This is a genomic window from Halobacteriovorax sp. HFRX-2_2, assembly GCF_043196705.1.
GTDB lineage: Bacteria > Bdellovibrionota > Bacteriovoracia > Bacteriovoracales > Bacteriovoracaceae > Halobacteriovorax_A.
In genome coordinates, this window is record NZ_JBEBMT010000004.1 from 257,361 (window position 1) to 275,497 (window position 18,137).

Annotated in this window: 19 protein-coding genes; 18 read left to right on the top strand and 1 reads right to left on the bottom strand. The window is 34.8% G+C overall.

Annotated features, from left to right (window positions below):
• Positions 1–101 precede the first annotated feature (101 nt).
• From ABMA79_RS14100 to ABMA79_RS14130, 7 genes are all read left to right on the top strand, one after another.
• Complete coding sequence (locus ABMA79_RS14100; protein ID WP_393093400.1) at positions 102–1,760, top strand: hypothetical protein; 1,659 nt, start codon at positions 102–104, stop codon at positions 1,758–1,760.
• A complete protein-coding gene (locus ABMA79_RS14105) occupies positions 1,747–2,667 on the top strand; it encodes a bifunctional riboflavin kinase/FAD synthetase (protein WP_393093403.1) in 921 nt (306 codons plus the stop codon). The genes ABMA79_RS14100 and ABMA79_RS14105 overlap by 14 nt, the downstream gene beginning before the upstream one ends.
• The gene (locus ABMA79_RS14110) at positions 2,660–3,340 is read left to right on the top strand and encodes a hypothetical protein (RefSeq protein ID WP_392861168.1); all 681 of its coding nucleotides are present in this window, start codon (positions 2,660–2,662) and stop codon (positions 3,338–3,340) included. Before ABMA79_RS14105 ends, ABMA79_RS14110 begins: the two co-directional genes overlap by 8 nt.
• A 75-nt stretch (positions 3,341–3,415) precedes the next feature.
• The gene (locus tag ABMA79_RS14115; protein WP_393057037.1) at positions 3,416–5,092 is read left to right on the top strand and encodes a GspE/PulE family protein; all 1,677 of its coding nucleotides are present in this window, start codon (positions 3,416–3,418) and stop codon (positions 5,090–5,092) included.
• Positions 5,093–5,116: 24 nt separating this feature from the next.
• Entirely contained in the window at positions 5,117–6,256 is a 1,140-nt protein-coding gene (locus tag ABMA79_RS14120; RefSeq protein ID WP_392861165.1) for a type IV pilus twitching motility protein PilT, read from the top strand.
• A gap of 8 nt (positions 6,257–6,264) precedes the next feature.
• The gene (locus ABMA79_RS14125; protein WP_393093406.1) at positions 6,265–7,479 is read left to right on the top strand and encodes a type II secretion system F family protein; all 1,215 of its coding nucleotides are present in this window, start codon (positions 6,265–6,267) and stop codon (positions 7,477–7,479) included.
• Positions 7,480–7,679: 200 nt separating this feature from the next.
• The gene (locus tag ABMA79_RS14130; protein WP_393093408.1) at positions 7,680–8,300 is read left to right on the top strand and encodes a type IV pilin protein; all 621 of its coding nucleotides are present in this window, start codon (positions 7,680–7,682) and stop codon (positions 8,298–8,300) included.
• A 34-nt stretch (positions 8,301–8,334) separates the two neighbouring features.
• Here the strand turns inward: ABMA79_RS14130 and ABMA79_RS14135 are convergent, their stop codons facing one another.
• A complete protein-coding gene (locus ABMA79_RS14135; RefSeq protein ID WP_393093410.1) occupies positions 8,335–8,976 on the bottom strand; it encodes a hypothetical protein in 642 nt (213 codons plus the stop codon).
• A gap of 16 nt (positions 8,977–8,992) precedes the next feature.
• Here ABMA79_RS14135 and ABMA79_RS14140 point away from each other — a divergent pair, with 16 nt between their 5' ends.
• The 11 genes from ABMA79_RS14140 (at position 8,993) to efp (ending at position 18,123) form a co-directional block, all read left to right on the top strand.
• Complete coding sequence (locus ABMA79_RS14140) at positions 8,993–9,898, top strand: ABC transporter ATP-binding protein (RefSeq protein ID WP_393093413.1); 906 nt, start codon at positions 8,993–8,995, stop codon at positions 9,896–9,898.
• The gene (locus tag ABMA79_RS14145) at positions 9,895–10,662 is read left to right on the top strand and encodes an ABC transporter permease (protein WP_393093416.1); all 768 of its coding nucleotides are present in this window, start codon (positions 9,895–9,897) and stop codon (positions 10,660–10,662) included. The genes ABMA79_RS14140 and ABMA79_RS14145 overlap by 4 nt, the downstream gene beginning before the upstream one ends.
• Positions 10,662–11,435 (top strand): prepilin peptidase, encoded by a 774-nt coding sequence (locus tag ABMA79_RS14150; protein ID WP_392861155.1) that lies wholly within the window; start codon positions 10,662–10,664, stop codon positions 11,433–11,435. The genes ABMA79_RS14145 and ABMA79_RS14150 overlap by 1 nt, the downstream gene beginning before the upstream one ends.
• Before the next feature lie 63 nt (positions 11,436–11,498).
• On the top strand, positions 11,499–12,671 hold the full coding sequence (gene pilM, locus ABMA79_RS14155; RefSeq protein ID WP_393093418.1) for a type IV pilus assembly protein PilM: 1,173 nt from the start codon (positions 11,499–11,501) through the stop codon (positions 12,669–12,671).
• Complete coding sequence (locus ABMA79_RS14160; protein ID WP_393093420.1) at positions 12,668–13,297, top strand: PilN domain-containing protein; 630 nt, start codon at positions 12,668–12,670, stop codon at positions 13,295–13,297. The genes pilM and ABMA79_RS14160 overlap by 4 nt, the downstream gene beginning before the upstream one ends.
• A gap of 2 nt (positions 13,298–13,299) precedes the next feature.
• A complete protein-coding gene (gene pilO / locus ABMA79_RS14165) occupies positions 13,300–13,953 on the top strand; it encodes a type 4a pilus biogenesis protein PilO (protein ID WP_393093423.1) in 654 nt (217 codons plus the stop codon).
• Positions 13,950–14,384: a hypothetical protein gene (locus ABMA79_RS14170; RefSeq protein ID WP_393093425.1), complete on the top strand. Its 435-nt coding sequence runs from the start codon at positions 13,950–13,952 to the stop codon at positions 14,382–14,384. The genes pilO and ABMA79_RS14170 overlap by 4 nt, the downstream gene beginning before the upstream one ends.
• 72 nt (positions 14,385–14,456) lie before the next feature.
• The gene (gene pilQ / locus ABMA79_RS14175; protein WP_393093428.1) at positions 14,457–16,253 is read left to right on the top strand and encodes a type IV pilus secretin PilQ; all 1,797 of its coding nucleotides are present in this window, start codon (positions 14,457–14,459) and stop codon (positions 16,251–16,253) included.
• Positions 16,254–17,114 carry a tetratricopeptide repeat protein gene (locus ABMA79_RS14180; RefSeq protein ID WP_393093431.1) on the top strand — a complete coding sequence of 287 codons (861 nt, stop codon included), beginning with the start codon at positions 16,254–16,256 and terminating at the stop codon, positions 17,112–17,114.
• Positions 17,107–17,541 carry a type II 3-dehydroquinate dehydratase gene (locus tag ABMA79_RS14185; RefSeq protein ID WP_393093434.1) on the top strand — a complete coding sequence of 145 codons (435 nt, stop codon included), beginning with the start codon at positions 17,107–17,109 and terminating at the stop codon, positions 17,539–17,541. Before ABMA79_RS14180 ends, ABMA79_RS14185 begins: the two co-directional genes overlap by 8 nt.
• Before the next feature lie 9 nt (positions 17,542–17,550).
• Entirely contained in the window at positions 17,551–18,123 is a 573-nt protein-coding gene (gene efp / locus ABMA79_RS14190; RefSeq protein WP_392861143.1) for an elongation factor P, read from the top strand.
• Positions 18,124–18,137 lie beyond the last annotated feature (14 nt).

The window sequence follows — 18,137 nt, forward strand, 5'->3', positions numbered from 1 at the left end:
GCAAATGGAGTCTTTAAGCAGATTATGAATGATGATTCGCAACTGCAGAAGAAATTTATCGACACAACTTCAGATGGAAATAATAATCGTAAGGATTGGTAATGTTTAAGTATATAATTTTAATTCTATTAACATTTTCTTCTATCGCTCAAACGATAACTGCAAAAGTAAGCTCATCTGAGGTCGCGTTAGAGGATTCGTTTAAATTAATAATCAATTTCGAGTATCAGGGTGAAACGGAACCTTATGTAAGCTTCAAGCTTAATAATGCTGAAATAGTCTCTGATAACACAAATGATGCAAGTCGACTGATGGTGAAAGGGTATTTTGCTGGCGGTAAAATGATTCAGAAAAAAGTCTATAATTATGTCTATGAACTTAGAGCATTAAAAAAGGGAAGTGCTGTAGTTAGAGATATTAAAGTTGATTTTGGAAATGAAGTTATTAAGCACCGTTCTTTAACAGTTCGTATTCTTAGTCAAAGGGCAAGACTTCAGGATTACTTTATACGCGCAGAAGTGGATAAAACTCAGGCATATGTTGGAGAGAAGATTGATCTTGTCTACTATGTATATTTTAAGGGTGAAATAACTAATCCTGAGTTTGTTAAATTTCCAGTACAAAAGAATTTCTTAAAACGTTTTGAGTTACCTCGTACAAATGTTGAGAGAGTAAGTGTTCAGGGAGATGTCTACAAACGTATTCCTGTTTATAAAAGTGTACTCTATCCTGAAAAGCCAGGAAATCTTTCTATTGATCCTATCGAAGTCCGATTTCAACACCCAGACTATAAGAATAGACGTGGAAATGCATTCGGAATGTCATTTTCATTTAGCTCAGCAACTTATAAGTCGAAAACAATTAGAAGTGAGCGAGTTAAAATAAAGGCCCTTCAGATTCCTATGGAGAATATGCCTAAGTCTTTTACGGGACTTGTTGGTAAACACACTTTCAACTTAAGTCTTAATAAAAGTAAAATTGTTGTTAATGACGTATTAGAGGCCCGTTTAGAGGTTCGCGGAGATGGTGCGCTTGAGAAATTTGATGCACCTACTTTAATTAATTCTGATGCATTCGAAGTTTTCGAAACAAGAGCGGAAATGGTTGAACAAACTCCACTTATAAAGAATAAGGTATTTGATTATACTTTCTTAGCAAAAAGAGCAGAATTTGTTTCACAGAGAAAAATTGAATTATCGACATTTGATCCAGCTTCTGGCCAGTTTGAAACGACAGAGCTAGTTGTTGATCCACTTGTCATTATTGGTTCAGGAAGTGCGGCTTCAAATATTGCATCGAGTGAGACAAAAGAAGTTGTTAAAAATAAGCAGGTTACAATGCCTGAAGTCCAGAAAACGATACTGGCAGAAAATATTATGGCACCAGTATTTGTTGTCTCTAATAAGAGAAGCTTATGGGATATTATTAATTATTCGCTAGCGGGAATCATAATTTTGATTCTAGTGATTACGGCATTTCCTTATATTAGATTCTTTGATAGAGATCCTTTTAAGAATCTTAAAAATGAATTTAATTATTCAAATATTTTTCATTACATCACAATATTTACACCAAGTGTACACGGTGATAGCTTAAATGATCGTATTAAGGGAATGAGAGTTTCAGATGAAGCTAGAAAATACTTTTTCGATCTTGTCGATAATGCTGGAAAAAATGAGTACAAAGGCGCTAAGTTGCCTCTTAAGTATAAGAAAGAATACTGGCAAGAACTAGCTAGAGCAGAATATGAAAATAATTAAAAGCCTAAACGAAATAGAGTGTGATAATTTTGCTGTTACTATTGGTAACTTTGACGGTGTTCATCGTGGCCATCAGAAAATTATTAATCAGATTTATAATGAATGCCGCGATGCTGATTTAAAACTAGTCGTGATAACATTTACTCCACATCCTATTGAAATCCTAAATCCAAAAGAGCACTACCTAATTAATAGTTATGAAGAAAGAAGAGAGCTTCTTTCTCATCAAAATATTGATTACCTATTAGAGATCGAATTTAATCGTGATCTATCGATGAAAGAACCAGAAGTATTCTTAAATGAATATATCTTTAATTATATAGAACCTAAAAGAATTTATCTTGGGCATGACTTCGCTTTTGGTGCGCAAAAGAAAGGGAATCATGAGTTTGTTAAAAGTTTTTGTTCATCAAAATCGACAGAAGTGAATGTGCTTTGCTCTTACGATGTTGAAGGTGATAAAGTTTCTAGTACAGTTGTACGCGAATCTCTGGCAAATGGAGACGTTGAAAGTGTTGGAAAGTATCTAGGACGAAACTATTTTATTAGGGGACGTGTTATAAAAGGTGCTGGCCGTGGTCGTCAGATTGGAATTCCGACAGCTAACTTGGCCCTCGATCGTTATCGTCGTTATCCTAAAAATGGTGTCTATATTACGAAAACTAAGTTTGGGGAATCTACATGGTACTCCGTTACAAATATCGGTCATAATCCTACCTTCACTGATGGAAATAATGTTTTCGTTGAAACACATATCTTAGACTTTGATAATGATATTTACGGAAATGAACTAGAAGTATCGTTCATTAAAAGATTAAGGGATGAAAAGAAATTCTCATCAGTAAATGAGCTCATTGAACAAATTAAATTAGATGTGAAAAAGACGCGAGAATATTTTAATGCTTAAGCTAGGTCTTTTAGGAAAGAATATTCAACATTCAAAATCGCCTGATATATATGATGAACTCTTTGATGGCCAAGTTGAATACACTCTTTTGGATATTGATGATGAAAAAAATATTCCTAAATTAAAAGAGATCTTTTCTAATCTTCAAGGACTTTCAATTACAGCTCCTTATAAGAAGCACTTTCTAAATGATGTTTTATTAGAGGATACTGTAAAGGAAATTGGTGCAATCAATTGCATTAAATATGATGGAACACAATTTTTTGGCACAAATACTGACTACTTGGCCGCTAAAGAAATCATTTTGAAAAACTCGTATGAACAAAAAGATATCGTCATGCTTGGTGATGGCGCTATGACAAATATGTTCAAAATTTTATTTAAAGAGCTAAATATCAATTATCACCAATTCTCTAGAAGAAAGAATGGTGATCTAAATTCTATTAAATATGATTCCTTTGTTAATCTTGATAAGACATTGATTATCAATTGTTGTGCACGTCAATTTCAGTTTGATTCTGTACTATCAAAAAACTCTATTTTTTGGGATATGAACTATTCTCATGAATATCATCAGTCTTTTCTGAGTAATAAACTCACTTATGTAGATGGAAGTGAACTTCTTTACCTACAAGCAGTAGCAGCAAAAAAATTTTGGAACTTTACGTTATAATAGTAAATAAATAGTAAATAGTTAGAGTGTCTAAGTATTCAATATTTAAAGAAACTAATATTAGGATAACGTAAGGTGATAAGAAAAGAATTTCTAGAAGTCATTTCAAAAACCGGTATGGTACCACGAAAAGATTTAGTACCATTAGCTGCAAATAAGAACCCTGGTGTTGTGTCAGAGTTAGATCTATTAAAGTTTAATTTCTTTGATGATATTAAATTTGCAAAGGCCATTGCAGAACAAAGTGGTCTTGCCTATGTTGATTTATCAGAAACTCGTGTACCAGGTTCAACACTACAATTAGTTAAAAAAGGTGTTGCCACAAAATTTCGAATTGTTCCTTTGAAGAGACAAGCAGGAACTTTATCATTAGCTATTTTTGATCCATCACTTGTTGAAATTAGAGCAGAAATACAAAAAGAAATTCAGTCTAACGTAGAGTTTGTTTTAACTTCTTTATCTGCGTGGAAAACTCTATATCAAAATATCCAAGCCTCCATTGATGAAATTCTTGAAACTGTAAGAGAGGTTAGAGGTGATCAGGCACAAGGTGATGAGAACGTAAAAGAAGAAGATATTGGCGAAGATATCATTTCGTACGTTAACAAGGTCCTAGCTGAAGCATATATTAAAAAGGTATCCGATATTCACGTTGAGCCTTATGAAAATAATTTCAGAATTAGATTTCGATTAGATGGTTCTCTCCATGAGTACGCGGCACCACCACGATCAATGCTATTGCCATTAGTTTCGAGAATGAAAATTCTTTCTCAACTTGATATTTCTGAAAGAAGGATTCCACAAGATGGACGTATTAAGCTAGAGATTGATGGTAACCCTATTGATTATCGTGTTTCCACACTACCGACACTATTTGGTGAAAAAGTTGTAATGCGACTTCTAGACCAATCAAATCTACAGTTAGATATGACTAAGTTAGGTTTTGAAAAGAAACAACTTGATGTTTTCTTAGAAGGTATTAGACAGCCTTACGGAATGTGTCTTGTTACAGGGCCTACTGGTTCGGGGAAAACAACAACTCTTTATTCTGCATTATCAGAGCTTAATAATATTGAAAAAAATATTTCGACGGCCGAAGACCCTTGTGAATTTAACTTAGAAGGGATCAATCAGGTTAACGTTAGAAAGGATATTGGACTGGACTTTGCTAGAGCTCTTAAGGCCTTTCTTAGACAGGATCCGGACATTATCATGGTTGGGGAGATTCGAGACCAAGAAGTAGGTGAGATTGCCATTGAAGCGGCCCTAACTGGTCACATGGTTCTATCTACTCTTCACACCAATGATGCTCCTTCAACAGTTACTCGTTTATTAAATATGGGAATAGAGCCTTTCCTTGTAACAGGTGCTCTAAATGTTGTTGTTGCACAAAGACTATGTCGTAAGATTTGTGAAAACTGTAAGACTGTCGATGAGAGCGTAACAGTTGATCAAATTGTTGCCTGTGGTGTAACTCCAAATTCTGCTAAGAATCTTAAAGTTTATCACGGTACTGGTTGTGAGTTCTGTGATGGTTCAGGTTACAAGGGACGTGTCGCCATTTATGAAGTTCTAGAAATGACTCCAGCTGCAAGAGATCTTGTTTTAAAGCACTGCTCTTCTGATGATTTGAAAAAACAGGCAATTGCCGATGGGATGAAGACGTTAAGAATGTCGGCCCTGACAAAAGTTGCTGAAGGTGTCACAACCTTAGCTGAAGCAATAAAAAACTCGAGTGTTGATAAATTATAATAATATTTTCTATAGGTGAAATAGATGAGTAGCGATAATACGCAAACAAAAACTAAAACGGAAACAAAGACAGGTGCTATCACAAGTGCCGAATCCCTTAAGATCCAACAGCTCTTTAAGTTGATGGTTGATAATGGCGGTTCAGATTTACACTTAACTCCAGGGACTGCTCCTGCAATGAGAGTTAATGGTGACATTGTTAGAGTAAAACTACCTGCTCTTGATGCTTCTTCAAGTAAGTCGCTTATTTATCAAATTCTTTCTGAAGAACAAAGAAATGAATTTGAGAAAAATCTAGAACTCGACCTTGCTTTTGGAATTAAGGGGCTTGCTCGTTTTAGGGCAAATATATTCTACTCAAAAGGTGGAGTCGCAGCGGTATTTCGTTTAATTCCTAGTGCTGTTCCTGATTTCAAAGCACTAAATCTACCAAATGTACTTATGGAAATGACTGACGTTTCAAATGGTCTCTTCCTCGTAACGGGACCAACAGGTTCAGGGAAATCGACAACTCTTGCAGCTCTTATTAATCGTCTTAATGAGATGGAGCCTGCGCATATCGTTACTCTTGAAGACCCTGTCGAATTCGTCCACCCACATAAAACAAGTATTGTGAATCAACGTGAAATTGGCCGTGATACTCACTCATTCGAAAATGCTCTTAAGGGGCTTTTAAGACAAGATCCTGATATTGTTCTTGTTGGTGAGATGAGGGATGTGGAAACAATTGAAGCTGCCTTAACTGTTGCAGAAACAGGACACTTAGTTTTTGGAACACTCCACACTAACTCGTGTGTGCAGACAATTAACCGTCTCGTAAACGTTTTCCCTTCGGATCAACAAGATCAGATTCGCACACTGCTCTCATTTGTTCTACAAGGTGTTGTTTCACAACAACTATTACCAAAAACATATGAGCCTGGACGAGTTGCTTGTCTTGAAATTTTAAGGCCAACACCTGCGATTCGAAACTTAATTCGTGAAGATAAAATGCATCAAATTTATTCACAAATGCAAATTGGTCAGGATCAGACCGGTATGACGACAATGAATCAATCTATTAAAAAGCATGTTGATTCTGGTGCAATTGATGTTGAGACGGCCATGTCATACTCAACAAACCCTGAAGAGCTTGGTCCACAACTAGGTATTAAGGAGCGATAGAGTAAGATATGCCACTATATAAATGGGAAGGACTTGATAAAAACGGTAAAAAGACCTCTGGACAAATCCAGGCCAACGATGAAAAGGATGCGAAGAAGAGACTGCGCGCCCAAGGTAATCGTGTACGTAAAATAATTCCACCGTCAATTTTAGAATTTGATATTAATGCATGGTTAATTGAGAAGGGTATTGGATCAGCCTTCGGTGCTCCAGAATTAATGAATTTCACTAAGCAGTTATCAATTATGATCAATGCAGGTGTACCGATTATTTTGGCCCTTGAAATTATTTATAAGTCAGAAAAAAATCCAGCACTCAAAAATGCAGTAAAGAATATTGCAACAGATGTAGCAGAAGGGAATACTCTTGCTGAGAGTATGCGTAAGCAGCAAGGCTTTGATAATCTCTACTGTAACCTTGTAAAGGCCGGAGAGGTTGGTGGTATTCTCGATGAGATCCTTTCTAAGCTTACCGAGCACTTAGAGAAACAAGAAAAAATAAAAAAACAAATTAAGGCAGCAATGAGTTATCCACTTATCGTATCAGGTATTGGGGCACTTGTTGTCTGGGGACTTATTACGTACGTTGTACCACAATTTACTAGTATGCTCTCTGATACAGGACAGGAGCTTCCTTGGATTACTCAATTTGTAATTGATACATCAGAATTCTTTGGTGAGTATTCGGGGAAAATGATTATTGGTGGCGTTGCGGCCATGATCTTTTTTACTTACTTTGTAAAAACACCACAAGGAAAGGTTGCTTTTGATAAGTTCTCCATGAATATCCCAGCTTTTGGAACAGTTATTATCAAAGGAAGTCTCGCACAATTTTCAAGAACTTTAGCAACTCTATTGGGTTCTGGAGTGGCCCTAATTGATGCTTTAGAAATCTGTGTTGAAACGATTGATAACTCAGTTATTTGTGGCGATATCAAGGAAGTAAGGAAAAAGGTTATCGAGGGGAAAACTTTAACTGAACCACTTACTAAGATTGATTACTTTCCAGAGATGGTTGCACAAATGATTAAGGTTGGTGAGTCGACGGGTTCTATTGATCAAATGTTAGCGAAAATCTCTGTTGTTTTTGAAGACGAAGTTAATGATGCCATTACATCTGCTACAAAAATGTTAGAACCCTTAGTTCTTGTTGTACTTGGTGGAATTATTGGTGGTGTTATGATTGCAATTTACTTGCCAATGTTTATGTCAGCAGGAGGATAAACCCTTAAATTGACAAAGATTAATGGCAATAATTTAGTATATTTTATTTATGGAAAACGGCTATGTGTCTGAAATTATTGAATGTTAATTTTTTTAGTTAAAATGCCGTAAAGTAGCTATAGGACTAGCTAAATCTAAATTTTAGCCAAGTCTTAAAATTTTTTTGATCTATCTAAATTAGATTAACGAGGAGAAAAGACATGAATTTTACAAACGAGTTGAAGAACTCAAAAGGGTTTACCCTGGTTGAGTTGATGGTCGTTGTGGCCATCATCGGAATTCTATCTGCGGTAGCAATTCCAAACTTTAAGAAGTATCAAGCAAAAACGAAAACTTCTGAAGCTAAACTTTTATTATCATCTATTTATTCAGCAATGACTGCTCTTCAATCTGACTATGATTCATTTGGAACATGTCTTGATGATGCAGGTTATGTTGCACCGACTTCAGGTAACTTCTATGCAACAGGATTTTCTGTAGACGCAACGACAGAAAATAACGTTGTTGAGCTTAACGGTGGTACATGTGCGAACGGACAATTTCAATTTGGTGGAACAAAGAGAGTTGGTGGTGTGGCAGCAGCTGCATCTGACTTAGCTAGTGTTGTTCCTGGTATTGATTCTAACAAGTGGCAAAATCAACTAAATACAAATGGAACTCTATCAACATTAACTGCTGAATCTGCTTACTTTATCGCAGGTGCGATTGGTCCAATTGATGCTGACAACACTGGTGGTATCAGTGGTGGTTCTGGTGGTAACGCTTCTATGTGGGCGATTAATGAGAATAAGTCTCTTCAAGAGCTTAACAAAGGTTACTAATTTAAAATTTAAATTAGATATTTTGAAGGAGGGCCTATGGCTCTCCTTTTTTTATACTTTTTATTTTCTTTAAGATTGCAGCCTTTACTTTTTCGTCTTTACTAGTACGATACTCTCTTTCTAAAGAGATAAGTCTAACATTAGTTGGACTATTTCTCTCTTCTGCTTGTTTTATAAGGTAGGGAAGGATTCTCATACTATGTGACTCTGGTAAAGCTTGAAGTCTTTTGTAGTAAATTAATGAATTAGAATAATCTTTCAATTCAAAGTGATAATTGAACGCTGTATAATAGAGAAGCTTGTAATCAGTGGGAAATAACTTTAAACCCTTTAGAAAAATTTCCTCTGCTCCATAAATATCATCCTTAATAATTGATAAATAAATTCCACCCTGAAGATAGTTTTCATAAAAGTTAGGATCAAGATCCGATATTAGGTTGAAACGATAGTAAAGCCACGATTTCTCATTATTTTCAACATGCTTAATGTCAGCATCGAGTAGTGTTTTAGTCCATAAGTAACTAGAGACAAAACGATAATTCCCAAAAGATAATATCTTAACAAAATTACTATCTAGTGTAGTGAATGACTCAGGATTTACTGTTTTAGTATATGATAGAAACTTGTTCGTTGAAATTATTGCTAACGCCAATGCAATTATCATTAATTTATTCATATGTTGTGTTTTCTTCATGGCCATAACTGATTATACTATTATTAAAAAAAATAAAAAGGCTTCTATGTTAGTTTGTCATAATATTTCTAAATCATTCAAAAAAGACTTTTGGGCCAAAGAGTTTATTGCATTAAAAAACGTCAACTTTGAACTCACTGAGGGGAAAATTGTTGGCTTCTTAGGGGCTAATGGTGCAGGTAAAACGACACTGATTAAAATTATACTAAGTTTTATTAAACCAAATAGCGGTAGTGTGAAGATATTAGGTAACGATTGGACAGATGATAATGTTAGGAGACTCGTAGGATATATGCCAGAGAGACCTTATTATTATCAGAACTTAACAGGACTTGAGTTTCTTTATTACTGTGGGGAGCTTCAAGAAGTTTCTCGTGAGATAGTTGATAAGAATATTGAAAAATGGGCAACCAAACTTGAAATTAAATTTGCATTAGATCGAAAAATAAAAGGCTACTCGAAGGGTATGTTACAGCGTTTGGGGTTTGTGTCTGTTCTACTGCATAATCCAAGGCTTATTATTTTGGATGAACCTCTTTCTGGATTAGATCCAATCGGTCGCAAAGAATTCAAAGACGTTATTAAGGAAGTGAATGAAGAAGGTGTCAGTGTTTTCTTTTCATCTCATATCGTAAATGATGTTGAAGAAGTTTGTGATGATGTTGTAGTTCTTGAAGCCGGAGAAATAATTTATAATGGCCCGATCAAGGAACTTGTCGCTAAAAACACAAGTAATCAATTTGAGATTGTCTATAAAGACCATGACAGCTCTCAAAGATTATTAGTTGAAGAAGATGAGAAAGATAAAAAAATAAAAGACTTATTAGATCAAAACCTTAGTATTCAAAAGATTAGTAGAATGACTTCTTCTTTAGAAGAAATTGTATATCGGTTAAACAAATGAATAATATATTTACTATTGCCAAATTCACTTTCAAAGACATAGTCAAAAGTAGAGTGTTATACTTAACACTGTGGATTGCTTTATTTATCCTTTTAATGAGCTACGTAACTTCAGAGTTCTCATATGGTAATGTTCTTAGAGTATCGATTGATTTTGGCCTAGGTGGTGCATCCCTTGCGGCAAATATATTAGCAATTTTCGTTGGAGTGAATATTATTTCAGATGAAATTGATTCACGTACAATCTATATTACCTTATCTCGACCTGTATCTAGAGTAAGCTTTTTATTAGGAAAGATTCTTGGTGTTACAGCTTTATTAGTCTTTAGTTCAGTTTTAATATTTACAACTTCCCTGATTGTTTATTTAGCACGTGGTGGGTTAGTTGATAGTATAATTATTAACTCACTGGCTCTTGGAATTATGGAGTCAATCTTACTCTTTCTAATCGTACTATTTTTTAGTCTTTTTACCTCAAGGGCACTAAGTGTAATTAATACGGTTGTTATCTACTTCGTAGGGCATGCCGTGACTCACATTTCTCAGCTATCTTTTGTTAAACATAGAGAAGGGTTGGAGTTTATTCTCAATGCCTATAAAATGATTCTTCCTGATTTAAATCTTTTGAATTATAAGCCATTTGTTTTCAATTCGGATTTAATCTCAAGAGGTGATATTGTTGGTAGTTATGCTTATGGTGCTGCCTATATCATTATATTGTCACTTATAAATGCGTATGTTTTTAAAAATAAAGAGTTAGGCTAATGATTCTTCTATTCAAAATCTATGCATTCATTTTTGGTGCTCTTATTGGAAGTTTTCTAAATGTCTTAATTCTTAGACTGCCAACAAATGAAAAGTTCTTTATTGATCGATCACGTTGTCCAAAATGTGGATTTCAACTTAAATGGTTTCACAATATTCCAATTCTAAGCTTTATTGGCCTAAGAGGAAAATGCGCTAATTGTAAAACAAATATAAGCTTTCAATATCCCGTAATAGAGTTCTTAACAGCAACAATTTCACTTCTGTTGTTTGGCAACGATATTAGTCTGCATGGATTAACATCGTATTTATTCTTTTTCACTGTTGCTTGTTGTTTACTTGTCCACTTTGTTATTGATATTCGACACCAAATACTTCCTGATGTTATCAACGTATACCTAGGAGTTATCTTCTTTATTCATGTTGTGTTTTTCTTTCATTGGAAACACTGGGTATTAGGAGGCTTAATCGGATTCTTGGTACCGTACTTAATTACTTATGTATTCTATCGTATTAAAGGAGTCATCGGTCTTGGTGGTGGTGATATAAAACTTTTTGGTGTCTTGGGGATATATCTTGGGCCACTTGGAATTATTCACAATATGCTCTTTTCATGTATTCTTGGAAGTTTGCTGATGTTACCACTGTTGATGTTTAAGGTAATAAAAAGAGACCAGGCAATTGCCTTTGGCCCGTTTATTATCATCGTTGCTGTGATTCAAATTTACTTCCCAAGTGTTTTTAAAATGATGCTGGGCGCATTACTGTTTTAAATAACTTCTTGAAATGACTGGACTGTGCAGAGTATAATATAATAATACTTTGATAGGTCACGGATGAAGAAGAATATTGATATACAGGATGTTATATTTAAAATTAGGGAAGGTTTAGGTTTAGTTCCTAAAGAACTTATTGGTGTTGACATTGGTCAAAGCTCAGTAAAGGTCTCTAAAATAGTCACTAAGAATGATACTTATAAATTAGTTAAGTATGCATCTGTTCCACTTCCGGAAGCTGCAATTATTGAAGATGAAATTCAAGATGAGGACGCTCTTAAAGAAGCTTTAGAAGAAGCCTTTAAAGATGCTAAGGTTACTGAACCTTATATTTGCCTCGGCCTATCTGGTCCCAATACTGTTATTAAGAAATTACAACTAGCTGGTGGTGATGACGAAGAACTTGAAGATCAAGTTATTTGGGAAGCCGAGCAGTATCTTCCATTTCCAGTAGAGGACTGTAATATTGACTGGTATGTCATAGGCGAAAACATGGGGGGAGGTCTCGATGTTATTGTTTGTGCTGTTAAAAAAGATGTTCTCGAATCATTCAAGTCAATTATTGAATCCTTAGGAAAAATAGTTAAAGTTGTAGACTTATGTTCGATTGCGATCACAAATATTTATGAGCTAGCTTCTGAAGATGATGATATCGAAAGTAGTATCACTCAAGATTTTAATGATGAAGTTTTTGAGCCAACAACAAGTACAGATGTAAGTAAGGTGCTTATTCCTTCGAGTTTATTAATAGATATAGGCTCACAGGCGACTGTATTTATTGTTCTCAAAAAGGGGATTCCTGTTTTTGTTAAGGAAATCATTATTGGTGGTGCTAGTATTACTGAAGAAATTCAAAGGCAGCTAGGTGTTACCTTTCAAGAGGCAGAAGACTTGAAGAAGATGTCTGCTGGTGGAGGTGTTCCAGACGATGTCTTAATGATTATTAATGAAATCAATGGAACTCTGGTTAATGAACTAAAGAAAGCGCATGACTTTTATATAAATGCCACGTCTGATGACTCATTAAAAAACATTACTGTAACAGGTGGCTCTGTTCGATTACCAAATTTATTAGAAGAGATTCGATCTTCGTTTGGTGTTGATGTAAACGTACTAAATCCATTCAATGAAATTGAGTTTAATGAAAATGATTTCGATGATGAAGAATTAAATGATATGGCCCACGAAGGTGTTGTCTCATTTGGATTGGCCCTTAGGGAGTTTCCAAAATGATAGAAATTAACCTATTAGAGAAAAAGAAGCCGATAGAACTTCCAGTTATACTTGGTGTTGATCTTAATAAGGTGAATAAGAAGTCACTCCTGATTGCTTATGCTCTGTACTATGCAATGACGTCTTATTTGGTTCCTACTTTTAAGAATCAAAATAAAGATATTCAAGATCAAATTGTTCAACAAAGAGCAACTTATAATAAAATTAAGAAAGATGTCGATTCATATGGCTCATTGACTGAGGTAATGGATGCATTTACGAAACGAATTGAAGAGCTTAAAAGTCGTGAAGCTCTTGTTGCACAGGTAATGTCAAAGAAATCGAACCCATATAAAGTACTGAGAGGTCTGTCTGGTTCTTTGAATGATGATATTTGGTTCAATACACTGACTATCGATGATAAGAAAGTTATCAAAATAGAAGGGGAGTCCATTTCTTTCTCTTCAGTTGGAGATTTTATTAATAATGTGAAGGAGCTTGAATATTTCATCCCAAGAAACGGCTTTAGTTCTGAGACCTTTGGAATGAAAGAGTTAAAAGAGATACAGGACCAATTATATGGTGAAAATGTAACGTTACAGAGTTTTTCGATTGAAGGAAAAGTTCAATCATATGGAGATCTTTAGTAATGTTATCGTTAATTAATAAACTATATTTACTACTTATTCTTTGGGGAGCCTTTCAAGCATACGAGGCTTATAACCAAGTTGATTCAGAAAGAGAAGTTCTACAATCTGATTTAAACGCTATTAATGGCCGAATAGCTAAGAAGAAAAAAGAACTTAAAAAGCTCAAAGACTATGAGAGAGATGTTGAGCAAAAGAAAGAAGAGATTGAAATTGTTGCTCAAAAGTTAGAAGAGACACAAAGACGCTTACCTAAAGATATAAGTGATAACGAAAGTATAAACCTTATTAAGAAGCTAGGTGAGAGTCTTAAAATTAAAGATGTACAAATTAATCCAAGTGGCCAAGAAGAAAATGGCTTCTATATCACGAAGTATTATACATTTTCTGGAAAAGGAACTTATTTACAGTTTTTACTATTATTAGAAAATATTTCTAAGCAAGAAAGAATCTTAAATGTTAGAGATATAAACCTGAGTAAAATTACAAAAACGAATAAATCAAGATACGAGATTATTAATCTTTATGCGACTATTGAGAGTTATATTTATAACCAGAACCATAGAGAAAAACGCGGTATTAAAGAAATCGAGCAGCAGCTTAGTGAAAAGCAGAAAAAGCCAACACCTAAGAAGAGAACTAGGAAGAGAAAATGATAAAATTTAGCAAATTAATTCTCATCTGTTTATTTTCATATTTCTCATTTGGAGATGTTTCATCTGACTTAAGCTCTGGCCGCAATATCCGTGACCCATTTAAGGTAAAATATAAAAAGAAAATGGGTAATAAGAAAGCAAGAAGAGAGAAGTTTACTGGTTTCTCAAATAAGCTCACTACTGACCACTTAAGAATCGATCGTTTAAGGGTTACTGGAATATTCTTAGGTAAAGATGCAAGAGCTATTATTAAACAAGTTGACGATGAAGGATTATCTGAAGCTGTCATAATAAAAGAAGGGATGAAAATAGGCCCAGATCAAGTTGAAGTAAAAGCAATCCTACCTGGTGGGGTAGTATTAGTTGAGAAAATTATTAATGTATATGATGAAGAAGAGTATCTAGAAACAATACTTCCTTTATCTGAGTAATGCATAATACTTTTATAAAATTCAAATTGTGATATCATAAAAATATAATAATTTTACTTAGGAAGAGTAAAAATGAAAAAAATAGTCATAGCAGTATCAATTCTATACTCATTTTTTGCACTATCTGCAAATTTAACAAAAATTGATTTTCAACAAAAAGATGACTTAAGTTACTTGAATTTTAATTTTGATAAGAATGACTTCAAGATCAAGAAGTTTCAAGTCGTAAAAGACAAGCAAGTTATCATCGATATTGAAAATACAGTTTCAACTCAAAGAGTTTTGAGGGCCTTTGATACATCTGAGTTTTCTGGAAGTGTTGTATTTGTTTCGGCATTCAAATCACCTGGAAGTTCTCAAGATATTAGAGTCGTTGTACAGTTACGTGATAATGTACGTTCCAAAATTCAAACATCTGGAAATTTAGCGAGCATTATTTTTGAAAATCGTTACGGTGCCTTTGCTAGTTCAAAAGAGCAAGATAGCGTTGTATCCGCTGTTGAAGAAAAGAAGACAGAAAGACTTCTAAAGCCTAAGTCTAAGAGCATGGAAGATATTCTAGAAAACCTAACTCTTTCTGGGCAAAAGAAATATGTTGGTAATAAAATCTCTCTAAATGTTAAAGATATGAAGATTAACGATATTCTTGATCTCATTGCAGATGCTTCTGGTTTTAACGTCATCATGACAAATGATGTAGCAGAACTTAAACCTTTATCCCTTAATCTTGTTAATGTTCCATGGGATCAGGCACTAGATACCGTTTTATCAATCAATAAACTTGTTGCTGAAAAGAATGGTGCGATCCTAACAATTAAGACGCTTGCTCAAGCGACTGAAGAGAAGAGAAAAGAGAGAGAAGCGACTCAGATTAAAGAAGTAGCGGAGCCTCTTGTTACAAAAATTCTTCCAATCTCATATTCAAAAGCAAAAGACTTAACGACACTTCTAAAGGACTATGTAACTCCTGCAAGAGGCTCAATCATTGCTGATGAGAGAACAAATAATTTAATTATTAATGATACTCTAGAGACAACTGAAAAGATTGCAAAAATTGTTGATATCCTTGATCGTCAAACTCCACAGGTTTTAATTGAATCAAAGATTGTTGAAGTTAACGAAGGATATCAAAAGCAAATTGGTCTTCAAAATGGTTTAAACTTTGGCTATGATCCTGTTGGACAAATCCCTACGTCGACAGAGTTAACTGGGACGGCAAGCTCGACTAGTATTTCAGGTCCAGGGCTAAGTTTTTCAAGTGCTCCAACAACAGGAGAGAGTACACGAAATTTACTTGGAGTAACAATCTCTCGTTTCGGCCGCTTATTTGACCTCAATTTCCAATTACAACTTTTAGAAAGTGAGTCGAAAGGAAAGATCATTGCTTCTCCTCGAGTTGTAACAAAACATAATGTGAAAGCTGAGATCGTTTCAACTGATACAACTTCATTTGAAGAAAGAGAAGGGACAGGTGAGGATCTAACAATTACGTTTAAAGAGACGACTGCAGAGTTAAGTCTCGCAGTTACACCTCAGGTTGCTAATGATGGTGCGATTGATCTAATTGTCGAACTTTCTAAAGAACAATTTGGTACCGCGCCAGCAGCTGGAGCACCACCTGATAAAACAAAAAGACAGGTAAAGACAAACGTACTGGTTGAAAATGGATCAACTATCGTTTTAGGTGGACTCTATAGTTATTCTAAACTTGAATCACACTCTGGTGTGCCTTACCTAAAAGATGTACCAATTGTTGGCTGGCTATTTAGAACTCCATATAACCCACAAGTGAGTAAGACTGAACTTGTCATTTTCATAACTCCAAGGGTTATTAACCAAGAACGTGCAGGTTTAACAAGTAGCTTGTAGATGAAAAATTATAATAATTTAATCTCAAAATATAAGAGTCAATTGGAGAAAGACCCTCGTTCGAAGGTCTTTGCTCCTCTTGCCGAAGTATATCGCAAAGTTGGTATGAATGATGAAGCTCTTGCCTTATTAAAGAGAGGTCTAATTCATCATCCGAATTTTTCAGCTGCAATTATTATTTATGGACAACTTCTACTAGAAAAGGATGAGGTTGAAGAGGCATATACTATATTAAAGCCTCAGCTTTCTATAAATGGCGATAATATAAAGTTCCTAAAACTATTTGCTCAATCTTGTTTTAAGCAAAACCTCATTCTTGAAGCTCTAAATACTTATAAGAGAGTTCTATTTATCTCTCCTAAAGATATGGAAGCGACTGAGTTTATCGTTAAGTATGATAATTTTGATAGTGTTGAAGATGAGGACTTAACGCAAAAGACTTTTGATATCTCAAATCTTGATGACGAGATTGAAAGCTGGAGCACGTTGAGTTTAGTTCCGCAAATTAAAGAAGAGCCTGTTGTTGAAGAGAAGAGCAATGATGAACCAGGACAAATCTTTAGTCATACCTTAGTTGATCTTTACCTAAAACAGGGTGCCAAGCAAAAAGCTATTGAGGTATTGAATAGTGCATTAGTTGAAAATCCGGATGATAAGAGAATTCAAGATAGGCTAAGGGAGCTTGAAGGACTTGATGAGATAAGTGAGAGCAAAGGCCGTGAAGATCTTATGGCCGCATTCGAGTCTACGGCCAAGAAACTAGAAGAAAAGCCGAAGGTTGAATTAGAAAAATTATCAATGGCCTTTGAGCTATTTGAATCATATCTAAAGAAAAGAAGCAGCGAAGTTTTAAATGGATAAATTCTTAGTCATTAATGGACCTAATTTAAATTTATTAGGTAAGCGTGAGCCCGAAATCTATGGCACTTTAGATCTTGCCGGTATCGAGTCGTATACAAACAAAAAACTTGGAGACCTCGGTTATAATGTTGATGTCGAATGGTTTCAATCTAATGGTGAGCAAGAAATTATTGAAAAAATACATGCTGCGTCAGAGGGTGGTTATAAAGCACTTATTATAAATCCAGCGGCTTTTTCTCATACTAGTATTGCTATATTAGACGCTTTGCGCGTTATGAAATGTCCAGTAATTGAAGTACATCTGTCGAACACAAATCTTCGAGAGGAGTTTAGAAAGAATAAAATTACTGCAAAATCTTCATCAGCTGTGATAGAAGGTTTAAAAGAAAAAGGTTACTTCCTAGCAATATTATCGCAATTAATTTAAAGGGTTTTTATGGAAATATCGACAAATGACTTTAGGAAAGGTTTAAAACTAGAAATCGATGGCAAACCATATGTTTGTATTAAATGTGACTTCACTAACCCAGGTAAAGGTTCAGCTTTTTACAAGTTAAGAATTAAGAACCTTGAAACAGGTGCAGTTATCGAAAGAACTTTCAAGTCTGGTGTAGCAACGGGTGCAATGCAACCAGATCTAGACGAAAAAGAAGTAGAGTACTTATACAATGATCCTGAAGGATTTAACTTCATGGACCAATCAACTTTTGAAACAATTCACGTAGCAACAGAGTATATCGAAGATGCTGCTAATTACCTTCAAGAAGGTATTAAAGTAGAACTATTATATTATAAAGGAAAGCCAATCTCGATTGAACTTCCAAACTTTGTTGAACTTGCAGTTACTGAAACTGATCCAGGACTAAAGGGTGACACTGCTCAAGGTGGACTAAAAAAGGCCATTATGGAAACAGGTCTTCAAGTTAACGTTCCACTATTTATCAAAGAAGGTGAAATCCTGAAAATTGATACAAGAACTGGTGACTACGTAGAGCGTGTAAATAAATAAATTTTCTAATAGTA